We start from the raw sequence: 13,333 nt of genomic DNA on the forward strand, positions 1-13,333 counted from the left end.
TCCTTCTAGTCTTTGTCTAAACTTTCTGTATGTATAATTTGAGATTGGATGAGCTTTCGACTTCCTGATATGTGTCTTCTCATCAACATTTCTGCAAGCTCTTCATCGCGATTGCGAATGGCTTCCAAAATGAATTTGTGTTCGGTGAGCGCCTCATTCGGGCGAGATTGTGCACGTGGCGACTGGTAACGATACATCCGTAATAAGTGATAGAGTTCATCACACAGCAGAGATATTAACTTACTGTTTCTGCTCGCTTGGATGATGCGATAGTGAAAATCAAAGTCACCATGTTGATGGAAGTAAGACGCGCCTTCCATTTGGTCTATATGCTTGGAATGTGTCGACAATAGCATTTCCAAGCTTAAAAGCTCTTCTTGCGTAATGTGTCGCGCAGCTAACCTTGCCGCCATGCCTTCCAATGCTTCTCGAACGGCATAAAGTTCTATCAGCTTTTCCGGAGAAAAAGTGGTCACTCTAGCCCCAACATGAGGAATTCGCTCGATGAGCCCTAGCCCCTCTAAGCGCATCAATGCTTCACGCAAAGGCCCACGACTGACTTGATATTTCTTTGCTAGCTCAGGCTCTGATATCTTATGGCCAGGCTTCACATCGCCATTAACAATGACTTCAATCAGTGTTTCGGTCAGCGTTTCGGATTTGGTGTGTTCTTTCTCAGAACCCAGCACTTTATAACGAGCTTTCAACTCAGAGTTCATATTCAGATACTCTTGTTACCGACATTGAAATGTCTACAATTTCTTAACCTGAATATAAAGTAGTCGATCAAAGTGTCGACAATCAAGTAAATTGTCGACAATTTAGACTAAGGTCGTAATTTAAATGGGCCAAAAATGCCTATTAAGTGCCTTTTTTAGCAGAAATAAAGAATGGTAAGTTCACATTGTCGACAACTCATAAACCTTTAAGCTTATGATCTAAAAACTAAAAGCTCAGCTGTCGAACAATAATCGGATAAAAAACTATTCTTTAGGTACAAATTGATCAAAGACTTGTTGCGAAGTCATCTTTTGTGAAGCGGAATTGAGGTCATAATAAGCTGGCTTTTCATCGGTAAAAATCTCTAAAGTGAGTTTGAAATCTGGGTTATCGAACAAACCAGCGGAAAGAATGTACTCACCTGTCGGCAACAAATGATAGAAAAGGTTTGTGCCGCATTCGCCACAAAAACCTCTCACCGCCCAGTCAGACGATTGATAACGCTTTGGCTCGGCCCCCTTAAACGTTACGTTAGGCCCACAATGCACCGCATGAAGTGCGCCACTCGACCATTTTCGACACATAGAGCAATGGCACAGGCTAACCTCATTTTTAACCTCAGCGATGACTTCAATTACGCCGCACAAACACGTCCCTTTCATTCTCTTTTCCTCGTTCATTTTCCGTCATTTTATTATGGCCTACCAAAGCGTAAAGCCGCGTGACCTAACACCAACTTCTCGCCGTGAACTTTATGAACAAAATAACCGAAATGCTCAATATTCTCTTTATATCTCTTTTACAGACAGATATTTAACACTTAATTAACCTTTACACCAAGTTCAGCTTTAACGCTTACAAGGCATGACAACTGAGCAAAAACAATAAGGCTCAACTAAATAGAGTCGCTAACATAAGGAACGTGAACATGTTAAAGGTACTCAAACCAACGCTCGCCGCTTCAATCATCGCAGCTTCATTTTCATTCAACGCTCTTGCTGCAGATATTGAAAAAATGCACTTTCTTATCCCTGGAGGTGCCGGTGGCGGTTGGGACATGACCGCCCGAGGTACTGGTGATGTATTAATAAAGTCAGACATCGTCGAAACCGTATCATTTCAAAACCTATCTGGTGGCGGCGGTGGCAAAGCAATCGCACATTTGATTGAAACGGCTGATCGTCAAGAAGATACACTCATGGTGAACTCAACACCGATCGTCGTTCGCTCGCTCAGTGGGATCTTCCCACAATCTTTCCGCGACTTGACTCCTGTTGCCGCAACGGTTGCCGATTATGGCGCCATTGTTACATCAGCCGATTCTCCTTACAACTCTTGGGAAGATGTCGTTAAAGCTTTTAAAGAAAACCCTCGTAAAGTGAAGGTTGCTGGTGGCTCTGCTCGTGGTTCTATGGATCATTTGGTTATAGCAGCGGCTTTCAAAGGTGAAGGTTTTGATGCGCGCAAAGTTCGTTACATTGCCTATGATGCAGGTGGAAAAGCCATGGCTGCCCTACTTTCAGGCGAAACACAACTGCTCTCTACAGGGCTAGGTGAAGTACTCGAAATGTCTAAGTCTGGGCAAGTGAAAGTGTTAGCGATTACAGCACCAAAACGTTTAGAAGCTGCGCCTAACATTCCAACTCTCACCGAATATGGTAATGAAACTGTCTTTGCTAACTGGCGTGGATTCTTTGCAGCACCAGGCACAAGCCAAGAAAAGCTAGATGAATGGAATGCCGCATTTACTAAAATGTATAACACCGACGAATGGCAAGTCGTTCGAGACCGCAATGGTTGGATCGACAACTATAAAGCGGATAAAGCATTCTTCGCGTTTCTTGAAGATCAAGAGCAACAGATGGGTGACTTAATGCGCGAGTTAGGCTTCCTGAAGTAACAGTCGAATTGGGGTCCCTCAGATACCAACCTCAATGAATAACGTAGGTTGGTATTTCCCCATTGTATTTGCACTCTAAGTTTCACCGCATATGGACATTGTCGACAATCGGCATGCACACTCCTTTGTTTATATACCCAAAGCGGCTCGACTAGCAGCGAAATGCTTAATTGTTAATGGTTTAGTTTATTCATTGACGTCCATATGCGGTCTTTTTTACTTTTGTTAGGAGTTGAATATGCCTCGTTCAACCAACTTTTTCACCAAAGAGTATTTGCTCTGTCGTGACCGCGTCGGCGCAATGATCTTTCTACTCTTCTGTCTTTGCTACGGTTATCAAACCTCGCAGATTCCATTATTTCCAGGTGATGAGTATGAACCATTCACCGCACGTACTCTGCCAACCATCCTGACTTACGTTGGTGTCGGCCTTTCTTTGCTATTGCTGGTGACAGGACAACCAGATAAACAAAGTGGCGCAGTGCTGACCTTCAATTGGAAGTTACTGATTGCCTTTTTAATTTTAATGGCGCTCTACGGCGTGGGCCTGACTTATCTAGGTTTTGTGATAGCTACTGGCTTCTTTTTATTGGCTGGCTTTTATCTGCTCGGGGAAAGACGTAAACCCGTTCTGTTTGGCGCGTCGTTTCCATTCGTGATCGCGTTCTACTTATTACTCACTCAAGGTTTGGACATCTATCTCGAACCGGGTTTGATTTTCACCATCTGGTAGTCAAAGAAAGGACTGAATTATGTTAGATGGAATTCTACAAGGTTTATCCACCGCAGTAATGCCAATGAACATTATGATGGTGATCGTTGGTTGCTTCGTCGGTACATTTATCGGCATGTTACCTGGACTTGGGCCGATCTCAGCCATTGCTTTGATGATCCCAATTACTTATGGACTAGAGCCCTCCTCTGGCCTTATTTTAATGGCGGGTGTTTATTACGGTGCGGTATTCGGTGGTTCTACATCGTCGATTTTAATTAACGCGCCGGGTTGTTCTTCAACCGTGGTCACAGCATTCGACGGCTACCCAATGGCTCAAAAAGGCCAGGCAGGTAAAGCATTAGCTTTGGCAGCTTATTCGTCTTTCACTGGCGGTACGCTATCTGCCATTATGTTGCTTGTTGCCGCACCAGCATTGGCTAGCGTCTCCCTTAGCTTCCAATCGTCGGACTATTTTGCGTTGATGCTACTTGGGTTATCAGCAGTCGCGGCTTTTGCGGGGAAAGGTCAGGTAATCAAAGCGTGGATGATGACCATTCTTGGTTTGATGCTATCTACAGTTGGAATCGATAAAGGCGTAGGCGTTGAACGCTTTACCTTCGGTTTAACGGATTTAATGGATGGCTTTAGCTTCTTGTTGCTTGCAATGGCGACATTCGCACTGGGTGAGACACTGATGGGCATCCTTAAACCATCAAAAGACACCAGCGATGAAGAACAAGAAAAGCTGAGCAACATTGGCTCAATGAAAGTGACCAAGGAAGAAATCAAAGATGTTGCGCCTGTTTCAATTCGCTCTTCAATATTAGGTTTCTTCACTGGCGTTCTTCCTGGCGCAGGGGCAACCATTGCTGCTTTTTTAAGCTATGGTATGGAGCGCAACCTCGCACCTAAAGAGAAAAAGGATGAGTTCGGTAAAGGCAGTATACGTGGTTTGGTTGCGCCAGAGTCTGCGAACAATGCAGCATCTAGTGGTTCATTTGTACCGCTATTAACGCTTGGTATTCCGGGCTCTGGTACAACAGCAATAATGCTCGGTGCGCTGATCGCTTATGGTATTCAACCTGGCCCTCGCCTATTTGTTGAACACCCAGATGTGTTCTGGTCAGTGATCATTTCCATGTACTTCGGCAACATCGTACTTGTGATCCTGAACTTACCATTGATTCCGTACATTTCAAAGCTTTTGGCGGTTCCAAGAACGGTGCTTCTACCGATGATTTTATTCTTCTCAATCACCGGGGTTTATTTGGTCTCTTTTAACACTATGGATGTGTTCGTGATGCTGATTGTGGCTATGGCTGCCATTGCACTTCGGCTCGCTAACTTCCCGCTCGCACCTTTATTGCTGGGCTTCATCCTTGGAGGATTAATGGAAGAGAACTTACGCCGCGCATTAATGATTTCAGATGGAGAACTGAGTTTCCTATGGGAGCGTCCTATTACCCTTACCTTTACTGTTTTAGCTGTATTGGTGTTGGCAAGTCCACTAATCGTAAAGCTGATTCAAAAGTTTAAAGCACAGCCAGTCAGCGTTGAGCAGTAATCGCTGTCTCTTTCAACCTAGATAAAGCCATCCATCGTGATGGCTTTATCTTCCGCCCTCCAAATCGTTCGCTTATTGTGCAGATGGTATTGACAAATCACTGTCGTTATATGAAGGTGATTGTATGAACACACACTTAGCGCAACTTAACCAACGAATTATCATCATTCCATAGGAATGGTGGGATTTTTTGATGCGCTCAGTATTTATCGAACCCACCCATAGCGGTGGGTTTTCTGTCTCTACCGTATGGGAAAAGCTCTCTTGGAGGCGGTCACAATGCAAAAAATAGCAGTTTTTGGTAAACCCGGCAGTGGAAAATCGACGGTAAGTAAAGCAATCGCGTCTGCTACCGGTCTTCCTCTTCATCAATTAGATTCAATAGTCTATAAACCAAACGGTGATCCCGTTGAGCGTAGCGTTTTTGATGAAGCTCATAGCAATATACTAAGCTCAGATCGTTGGATTATAGATGGCCTTGGACCGATCAGCTCTTTCAACGCTCGTTTAGATGCAGCCGATACTCTCATTTATATTGATCTACCATACTCAGTAAGCTATTGGTTTGTGACGAAACGTCTCCTTAAAGGACTATTCATTAAACCTGAAGGATGGCCTGATGGTAGTTCGGTACTGAAAGGAACGTTACAAAGCTACAAAGTTCTTCAGCAATGCCCTGCATTCTGGAATGATGACTTTATGTCTCGCCTCGAGGGGTACTCTCAAACTAAAGCCGTTCATGTCATCAAAAACGTTACAGAACTGAACAATTTTGTTTTAGAGCGGGTAAAGTAAACCTCATATCAGAACGTTAGAGCATGTGGGTTAGATCATCTGAAGCTCTAACAATGAAAAAGAACATAACAAGGATTGCTTATGCTTTTAGAACTAGCACTTTTATTCGTTGCTGGCGTAATTGGTGGGATCATTAACTCCATAGCGGGAGGCGGAAGCTTTATTACTTTTCCGGCTCTATTGGCAGTAGGTGTTCCTCCTATTATGGCTAACGCAACAAACACGTATGCTTCATGTGCGGGTTACATTAGCGGAGCCGTCGGGTTCAGAGAAGAGATCATGAAGAACAAGCATGAACTGCTGTTCACAGTCTCATTCAGTTTAGTCGGCGGCGCTGTCGGAGCATATCTGTTGCTCAACACGCCAGAATCGCTATTTATGGAAGCCATCCCTTGGTTACTCTTATTTGCCACCGTGCTTTTTCTCATCGGTTCTCGTTTAACAATGCTAATCAAAACTGTCGCGAAAGAGCACAAACATGCTGGCATACTCGGAGCAATCGCGTTGGGTTTACTACTTGTTGGTGTCTCTGCTTACGGTGGTTTTTTCAACGCAGGTTTAGGGGTTATTGTTCTGAGCTATCTGGTAGTAGCTGGCCACCAAGACATTAATTTAATGAACGGTTTGAAATTGCTCGTATCTACGTGTGTTTCACTCATTGCTATCGTGATTTTTGTTGCCAATGGCTCCATTGACTGGCACACAGGTAGTGTTGTTTTGGTCGGTACGTTGGTAGGTGGGTATCTTGCAGCTCGTGTCTCTCGTCAACTGAATCCTAATCATGTTAAAGGGTTTGTTGCTCTTTCTTCTATTCTCATCACTCTCTACTTTTTCATTGATGTTTATGTTTAAGCAAAACTTGTACAAGTGGATAACACTCCTACAAAAACGCCAGCGCGAAAGATTAATGCAGATGGCTTAACGATTTTTTGTGTCACTCCAGCGAGGTTAGGAATCTAATAGCACTACACTGAGCGGCTAATGAAACCATTTTGATCACAAAGTGCTCGGATGGAAGATCCTGTATCACGCTCCTTCGTCGCTGTACAGGATGACGAGAAATAGAAATATGCCACTCGCGGTTAAACGAGTGGCATTGATCGAGAAAGATGGCGTTTTACATCAATAATAAGAGAAAGTAACGCTTACTTAATCAGCCCTACTTCTTTGTAGTATTTGAGCGCACCTGGGTGAAGAGGCGCAGATAAACCGTCTTTTACCATTTCCTCTTTCTTCAAGTTTGCAAACGCTGGGTGGAGACGGCGGAAATCATCGAAGTTTTCAAATACCGCTTTAACCACGTTATAAACCACATCTTCTGGTACCGCAGTAGAAGAAACAAACGTCGCGCCCACACCAAAGGTTTGAACATCACTATCTGTGCCACGATACATACCACCTGGGACATTTGCGACACGATAGAAGCTGTTGTTTGCAACCAGTTTTTCTACATTAGGTCCAGCTACCGTTACGATATTACTATCACACGACGTAGTGGCTTCTTTAATCGCTCCACTTGGGTGACCAACGGTATAAATCATCGCATCAATTTTGTTATCACAAAGTGCTTTTGATTGCTCTGCTGCTTTTAACTCAGAGACAAGCTTAAAGTCGTCGTTACTCCAACCATACTGGTTCATTAGCACTTCCATAGTACCTCGCTGACCAGAACCAGGATTACCAATGTTAACGCGCTTACCTTTCAAATCATCAAAAGTTTTGATGTTCGCGTCTTTACGTGCAACGACAGTAAACGGTTCTGGATGAACGGAGAATACGGCGCGCAGCTCTTTAAAAGGCCCGCTTTCTTCAAACTTACTGGTTCCTTTGTAAGCATGATACTGCCAGTCTGATTGCGCGATACCGAGGTCCAATTCACCAGCACGAATAGTGTTGATGTTATAAATCGACCCCCCAGTACTTTCTACCGAACAACGGATACCGTGATCTTCTCGCGATTTGTTAACCAAGCGACAAATAGCGCCACCAGTCGGATAATAAACCCCTGTTACGCCACCGGTACCAATAGTGACAAACGTTTCCTCCGCAGACGCAGAAAAGCCTGTTGTGAGTGCCGCTAAAGAAGCAGCAAGTGCGATTTGCTTAAACTTAAACATTGAACATCCCTTTTACCTGTGTTGATGACCGTTTAAGTATAGCAACCGTTAACAATTTGATAACGTTTGAGTTCTCATCCTTGGCGGTTAGCTTAGTAATCACCATTTTATTGGCATATTCTGCCGTTATATAATGGCTCTATATAAGCGTAAACCGTATAGTCTAGAAAATTAAATCTTTAGACTGATATGTCCATTCTAAATTATCTATTAAATAGAAATACTCAGGTCAAATTACTATAATCTTGTTAAATAACCTTTATTCTATATAAATATGATGAGTTATAACTCCAGCCAGAAGACATGATGTACTTGAAATAAATAATACGAATGAGAGAACAAACAATCGTTGAATATGAATTGGAACCTTATCCCTCTTCTCTAACATTTTATATCGTTTCGCATGAAAAGTGCTCAGAAAAACAGTTCCATATTGTAATACTCCGTGACCTGATAAGAATATATTCAGAGTGTAGTATCGAACTCCATTATCAAGAGCATCTTCAAGATACTTCAACCACTTGGATTTCAAATAAATAACAAACAAAAACCAAGCAAATATACCTAAAATTCCAACCGTAGTCAGATAAATCACTAAATCTGATGCTAAACTGATATCTTCCATCTTCGACTACTTATTAAGTTGAGTTTTATATAATTCTGTTCCCAAATACTCACCAGTCGAACTACCATATTTTGTTATTGAGTATCTAATTACACCCTTCACTACAAAAAATTCTTAAACACACTTTTTGTGAATAATAATGGCACTTTAACTTAATTTTACGCAACAAGGCTACTATGAAGTTGTTAGCTTTGAGCTGAGTTCAACAAAAACAGTAACTTTTATGCAATGTAACTCACTACGTTATATTGCTTTACAAACAAATCACCCAGTAAATATCCGTATCTAGTTTAGATAGCTGAAATAAAAAAAGCGTTGTATAAACAACGCTTTGTAGTTAGTGAAACGGATGGTTACACCGTTGGGACTGATGCTCGCCACGCTTGGTTCTGGCTATCTGAGATAGATCGGAACAAGTCACGTAGCTCTTTCAATAAACCTTCTTGGAAACCAATGTTTTCATCGGCTTTCTGTTTGGCTGCTTGTGCGCGAGTCGCTTGTACTTCATCATCTTTGCTGCGCGCTTGCGCTTTGGTTTGCTCTACATTCGATGCTGAGTTTGCCATCTGGCCCAAAGCTTGAAGAATAGCGTTCTTCGCTTGGTTTGAGCTCATCAACTTATCGAACTTACGGCCACCACTTGTCAGCTGCGCTGTCGTGTCTGCGATATTGTCTTTCGCTAGTGAGTGCGCACGCTTAACCTGATCTTGCTGCGTTTTAGACAAGCTATTGTTATTTAATAACTCTTCTGCTTGATCGAAGCCAGCTTTTTGCGTTTTCAGTACATTATTGCTCGCCATTTCATTCTTGATTTCTTTCCCTGCTTTGAAAGAACCAAGGGCACCAATAATTGCGGTAGCACCCGCTAATACACCCGAAACGACTGCCATCGCGATCATTGCGCTTGCCGAATTGTTTAGCTCTGCCGCTTGGCTTTCTAAACTCGCGACGTTTGCTTCAACAGCAATTTCACGTTGTAGCACTTGCTGCTCACGGCTCAGCTTTGATACTTGATACAACAATGTTAATAGCGTCAACGATTGTGATACCGCATCTGATGGTGACTTGATCACCTCCTCACCGTTAAGTGCTTTCATCGTTGTGCTCACTAATGAGCTCACCGTCGGCGCAAGAGCGCTCATTAGGTTTGCAACAACTTGAGCTTGATTACTCACTGTAGGAGCTTTAGGTGTCTCTAACTGGTAGCGTGCTGCACCAGAAACACCTGACTCACTTTGGCTTTTAACGGCGCCCGCTTCAAGCTTTGTTTCCGGCGCTTTTTCTGCTTTGTTGGTTTTAATGGTATCGCCTAAACCGTATAGTTCACCACGACCCGTTCCGCCTACTTTATCTAGCATAATAAACTCCTTATACCGTTGCAGGACGGCTTAACACCGTTTGCATAGTTTCACTTTTCGCTTGAATCATTTGCATGATGAGGCTCATCAACTCTTGGAAGTCTTCCATCAACTTACCAATCTCTTCTTTGAGCTTATCAATGACAGCCTGGCTTAACGTCATTTTGGCTCGAAGGTCTGTGATATCAGCCTGAATCTCTGTCACGTGAGCATTGTTAGCAGCGTGGACACTGTCCGTTGCGCCTTTACCCACATTGACGGCAAGATCGACGGTTTCTGCGCCATAACGAATCGCTTTCGCTGTTGTTGTCGCAGCTTTTGTGCCCATATCCGCCACTTTCGCCATGTTTGCAGCGGCTTTCGTAGCGATTTCTGTGACCTTTTGAGCTACCTTACCAGCACCTTTTGCTGCAAGTTTCGCGATACCGCCAGCTGCTGCACCACCAAACGTCACAACAGCTCCAATAACCGCGACGGCGATTTCTAATGCCATTACGACTTTGTTTAGCACATCGACATTTATGCCCGCTTCTTTTAGCGCATCTTGAACGGCTGGCTCTTGCAGCGCCATGCTCACTGCTCCCATAACGCCACCAGCGATCATAAGTGCACCGGCTGCTGCACCAACACCCGTTGCCACCATTACGGCACCAACAACAATAGAAACCACCGCACTGATCCAACCAAAGATCTTCGCTGCTAAGCCTGATTTTTGGGCTTCTTTTGCAGCGGCTTCCGATTCTTTGATTTTGTCTTGGTTTTCCACCATCTCTTTTTCGTGTTTAGCTTTTGCGACCTTCACTTCCTGAATTTTCAGCTCGTTTTGAGCACTTTTCAGTTTATCCGTGATAGCAGCAAGCTCTACTTCAAAATCATCAGCAGATCCTGCGATGATTTTGACGGCAATCGAACCTGTTTGGTCTGCAACTGCATGGAGAGATTTTGCAATGGTATCGACGATCTTTTGCAGCTGTGCCATGGCTTTTAGCGTCAAATCATTCACTTTGTCACTAACAGCTGCGTTAGGTGCATCTAACTGAACTTTTACTTTTCCGGTGTTCAGTACATCTGCATCTTTACTCTTCACGTTTTCTACCGTCACAGAAGGCGTCGCTGTAGGCGCCGTTTTCTGCACGTTATCTAACGTGGCTTGGCCAGATTCAGGGCTATAAACCTGTGTCTGGATGCGGTCAAGTGCAATAGAACTCATAGTCTAATTACTCCTTTTTATTTCTCACCGCTTCTAACATGATGCCTGCACGCTCATGCAAATCTGCATATTGTGATTTTCCGGCAGACATCTCCTTCGCGCTGTAAAACCCACTCTCTGCTTCTGTCAGTTGTTCCAGTTTCAGGTGACATTCAGCAGAGTGAAAAGGTGGGCGTGGATCATTTACGTCCACTAGCGCTGCGTAGCTGTAGGCGTCTATTGCCTGCAGATACTCACCCAACTCCTGACGAGCCGCGCCAAGGCCAATGAAAAATCGCGCCTGATAATGATCAAGCATGCTGAGTAATTGAAATACTTTCGCTGCTTGCTCAATCTTTCCCGATTGGAAAAAGTTGTAACCTACGGCATAAATGTGTTCGATGGTGTCCTGAGACACATCGTGCAACATTTTTAGCGTGCCTCCCTCTTCCAGAAAAGACAGCAGCTCTTCTGCTTGCATTTGGGATGGATCGGTCGCGTTTGTTTTAGTCATGGTTGGTTATCCTTAAATGGCTCGTAGGATTTCTTGTAAAATACTGTGGTACTTCTGAACAAACTTGTTCATCGCTTCAACGGTCGAGTTGTATTGAGAACTGGTGTCGTTCAGCTCAGTGGTTTTGATTTGCACTTCATCGTTAAGCAACTTGGATTTAGCACTGACAGAACTAGAAAAATTAGACAGTTTTTTCGACTTCTCTTCGTCTTGGTACGACGCACCATCACCGATAGTAATACCTTGTGTTTGAAGGAAGTCTCGATGGTTTGTTATCTTATTATCCGTCAAATACTTGTACTCAGGTGAAGCTTCAAAATCCGTTTGATTGCTGTAGTTAAAGTCACTCGCTTTGAAGTTACTTTCTGGATATCCCGGTTTATAAACCCCATCAACACTTTGCGTAGAGTGAATTTTTGATTGCACAACACCAAAAACTTTAAGCTGTATTGTGAGATCCTCTAATGCCTCTTTCTGGTCATTACGTTTCTCTAAACGGTTAACACGACGCTCATTTAGTGCAAGCAGCACTTGCTCATCAAAACGGTCTCCAATGCTGGACTCAACAACGGCCAACAAATCACGAGCCGTTAGAGAGTGCTCTGCTCTCACCTCGCGATCCGCTTTCTCTTTATCGGTGATATTGAGTAGACGCTCTTTCAATGCCCCTAAGTTCTTGCGCAATGCCTCGTATCGCTCAGTAAATGAAGCCCCGGTAGATTCACCTTTTACTATTTTTTCAAACTGTAATCGGATATCTCGTTCGGTGTTTTCTTTGATCAAATTAACTTGAGCTGCCGTTATCTGTGTCTTTTGGACATCGGCTATCGCGCTGTCCTGGTAAAAGTCGTCGATTTCTATATTTGTTAAACTCACCGCGAAGTTGGCGAACAGACTAGAAAGGGTCAAAGGCTCAGTTCCACCAATGACAGTATTAAGTGCTGCTTTTAGATTGTTCGTTCCACTCGCCTCACCATAAGCTGCGCTATATTGGCCTTTCACTTGAGCGGCCATTTCATCTAACGCTTCTTTAAGCTGCTGTTTAGAAATACCAGGAGTCCAGGTAATTCTGCTAGCTAGCGCACTTGCGTCATCGGTGCTTAAAGTAATACCGATGCCTTGAAAACTACTTTTTAATTGAGCTGAGACTTGAAGAGCGAAACTCTCTTTAGTCAACAGAAAATCCGAGCTCTTCAGTTGCGCGAGATTAACGGAACCTAAGCTACTAAAGGCATTGCGAAGAAAAGAAATAGAAGCATCTCTCACTTCACGGGAGCCCATTTGATTAGCAAGCTCTGCAACAAAAAGAGAAATTTCTTTGGTGGCATTAGCCAGACCTGTCTCGGAGAGGTTGGTGATCTGCTCCGCTTGGTTACTCTGAGTCCCCAAATTGAATTGACTAACAAACTCAGTAGATAACGAGCTATCTACGTTTTCCGTCAGTAACTTACTAAACCAAGCCTGAAACTGATTTGATAGCGTTTGGTTTGTTTGAGCATTAAACTCGGCTGCGGTTAATTCGCCATCTGAGTTAGCACTTTGTAGCGACTTTATCCAAACAGATGCGGTGTCGGTCAATGATATACCAGCAAACGCGTTATTTTTCGCTTTTAGGTTTTCAAGCGTATCAACATAAAGCGCGATGCTTTGTGATTCCGTTTGTCCCGAGATAGTTGGCAATGAAGAGATTAGAGAGGCAAGTTGCTGAGTCTCAGCTTCACCCAGTACAGGGGTAAATGCCTCTATCAAGTTTTGTTGGAAAGTGGGTAATGGTGCACTACTCGCAGCTGTGTCTGTTGCTCCTGTCGTAGAGCCAGTCGTTTTCATATTCGTCAT

At 43.6% G+C, this 13,333-nt stretch carries 13 protein-coding genes; 5 read left to right on the forward strand and 8 right to left on the reverse strand.

Annotation, left to right across the window (positions count from 1 at the left end; all coding sequences use genetic code 11):
• Positions 1–5: 5 nt before the first annotated feature.
• Both KJB35_RS05760 and KJB35_RS05765 read right to left on the reverse strand, forming a co-directional pair.
• On the reverse strand, positions 6–719 hold the full coding sequence (locus tag KJB35_RS05760) for a GntR family transcriptional regulator (protein ID WP_005377279.1): 714 nt from the start codon (positions 717–719) through the stop codon (positions 6–8).
• A gap of 264 nt (positions 720–983) precedes the next feature.
• Positions 984–1,382 (reverse strand): GFA family protein, encoded by a 399-nt coding sequence (locus KJB35_RS05765; protein ID WP_213908115.1) that lies wholly within the window; start codon positions 1,380–1,382, stop codon positions 984–986.
• Between the two features lie 266 nt (positions 1,383–1,648).
• On the opposite strand from KJB35_RS05765, the gene KJB35_RS05770 reads away from it, so the two are divergent.
• The 5 genes from KJB35_RS05770 to KJB35_RS05790 all read left to right on the forward strand — a co-directional run bounded on the left by KJB35_RS05770 (position 1,649) and on the right by KJB35_RS05790 (position 6,546).
• The gene (locus tag KJB35_RS05770) at positions 1,649–2,620 is read left to right on the forward strand and encodes a tripartite tricarboxylate transporter substrate binding protein (protein WP_213908116.1); all 972 of its coding nucleotides are present in this window, start codon (positions 1,649–1,651) and stop codon (positions 2,618–2,620) included.
• A 238-nt stretch (positions 2,621–2,858) separates the two neighbouring features.
• Positions 2,859–3,353, forward strand: a complete 495-nt coding sequence (locus KJB35_RS05775) for a tripartite tricarboxylate transporter TctB family protein (RefSeq protein ID WP_005388179.1) — start codon at positions 2,859–2,861, stop codon at positions 3,351–3,353.
• Between the two features lie 19 nt (positions 3,354–3,372).
• Entirely contained in the window at positions 3,373–4,899 is a 1,527-nt protein-coding gene (locus KJB35_RS05780; RefSeq protein WP_005388177.1) for a tripartite tricarboxylate transporter permease, read from the forward strand.
• Positions 4,900–5,178: 279 nt separating this feature from the next.
• Positions 5,179–5,694, forward strand: coding sequence for an adenylate kinase (locus tag KJB35_RS05785; protein ID WP_149192504.1), 516 nt, complete (start codon positions 5,179–5,181; stop codon positions 5,692–5,694).
• Between the two features lie 81 nt (positions 5,695–5,775).
• Complete coding sequence (locus KJB35_RS05790; RefSeq protein WP_213908117.1) at positions 5,776–6,546, forward strand: sulfite exporter TauE/SafE family protein; 771 nt, start codon at positions 5,776–5,778, stop codon at positions 6,544–6,546.
• Positions 6,547–6,839: 293 nt separating this feature from the next.
• Here the strand turns inward: KJB35_RS05790 and KJB35_RS05795 are convergent, their stop codons facing one another.
• The 6 genes from KJB35_RS05795 to KJB35_RS05820 form a co-directional block, all read right to left on the reverse strand.
• Entirely contained in the window at positions 6,840–7,811 is a 972-nt protein-coding gene (locus KJB35_RS05795) for a TAXI family TRAP transporter solute-binding subunit (RefSeq protein ID WP_017821698.1), read from the reverse strand.
• A gap of 259 nt (positions 7,812–8,070) precedes the next feature.
• The gene (locus KJB35_RS05800) at positions 8,071–8,436 is read right to left on the reverse strand and encodes a hypothetical protein (protein ID WP_017821699.1); all 366 of its coding nucleotides are present in this window, start codon (positions 8,434–8,436) and stop codon (positions 8,071–8,073) included.
• Between the two features lie 353 nt (positions 8,437–8,789).
• On the reverse strand, positions 8,790–9,794 hold the full coding sequence (vopD, locus tag KJB35_RS05805; protein ID WP_017821326.1) for a type III secretion system translocon subunit VopD: 1,005 nt from the start codon (positions 9,792–9,794) through the stop codon (positions 8,790–8,792).
• A gap of 10 nt (positions 9,795–9,804) precedes the next feature.
• On the reverse strand, positions 9,805–11,004 hold the full coding sequence (vopB, locus tag KJB35_RS05810; RefSeq protein ID WP_017634540.1) for a type III secretion system translocon subunit VopB: 1,200 nt from the start codon (positions 11,002–11,004) through the stop codon (positions 9,805–9,807).
• 7 nt (positions 11,005–11,011) lie between these two features.
• Complete coding sequence (gene vcrH / locus KJB35_RS05815) at positions 11,012–11,497, reverse strand: SycD/LcrH family type III secretion system chaperone VcrH (protein ID WP_005377258.1); 486 nt, start codon at positions 11,495–11,497, stop codon at positions 11,012–11,014.
• Between the two features lie 12 nt (positions 11,498–11,509).
• Complete coding sequence (locus KJB35_RS05820; RefSeq protein ID WP_274615494.1) at positions 11,510–13,333, reverse strand: virulence-associated V antigen; 1,824 nt, start codon at positions 13,331–13,333, stop codon at positions 11,510–11,512.

The organism is Vibrio sp. D431a (assembly GCF_030248655.1).
Taxonomy (GTDB): domain Bacteria; phylum Pseudomonadota; class Gammaproteobacteria; order Enterobacterales; family Vibrionaceae; genus Vibrio; species Vibrio alginolyticus.

Bases quoted from the DNA above. Each gene is read 5' to 3' on its own strand.
- KJB35_RS05800 (WP_017821699.1), bottom strand. From the start codon at position 8,436: ATGGAAGATATCAGTTTAGCATCAGATTTAGTGATTTATCTGACTACG.
- KJB35_RS05785 (WP_149192504.1), top strand. From the start codon at position 5,179: ATGCAAAAAATAGCAGTTTTTGGTAAACCCGGCAGTGGAAAATCGACG.
- vopB (WP_017634540.1), bottom strand. From the start codon at position 11,004: ATGAGTTCTATTGCACTTGACCGCATCCAGACACAGGTTTATAGCCCT.
- KJB35_RS05780 (WP_005388177.1), top strand. From the start codon at position 3,373: ATGTTAGATGGAATTCTACAAGGTTTATCCACCGCAGTAATGCCAATG.
- vopD (WP_017821326.1), bottom strand. From the start codon at position 9,794: ATGCTAGATAAAGTAGGCGGAACGGGTCGTGGTGAACTATACGGTTTA.
- KJB35_RS05760 (WP_005377279.1), bottom strand. From the start codon at position 719: ATGAACTCTGAGTTGAAAGCTCGTTATAAAGTGCTGGGTTCTGAGAAA.
- vcrH (WP_005377258.1), bottom strand. From the start codon at position 11,497: ATGACTAAAACAAACGCGACCGATCCATCCCAAATGCAAGCAGAAGAG.
- KJB35_RS05765 (WP_213908115.1), bottom strand. From the start codon at position 1,382: ATGAAAGGGACGTGTTTGTGCGGCGTAATTGAAGTCATCGCTGAGGTT.
- KJB35_RS05770 (WP_213908116.1), top strand. From the start codon at position 1,649: ATGTTAAAGGTACTCAAACCAACGCTCGCCGCTTCAATCATCGCAGCT.
- KJB35_RS05790 (WP_213908117.1), top strand. From the start codon at position 5,776: ATGCTTTTAGAACTAGCACTTTTATTCGTTGCTGGCGTAATTGGTGGG.
- KJB35_RS05795 (WP_017821698.1), bottom strand. From the start codon at position 7,811: ATGTTTAAGTTTAAGCAAATCGCACTTGCTGCTTCTTTAGCGGCACTC.
- KJB35_RS05775 (WP_005388179.1), top strand. From the start codon at position 2,859: ATGCCTCGTTCAACCAACTTTTTCACCAAAGAGTATTTGCTCTGTCGT.
- KJB35_RS05820 (WP_274615494.1), bottom strand. From the start codon at position 13,333: ATGACGAATATGAAAACGACTGGCTCTACGACAGGAGCAACAGACACA.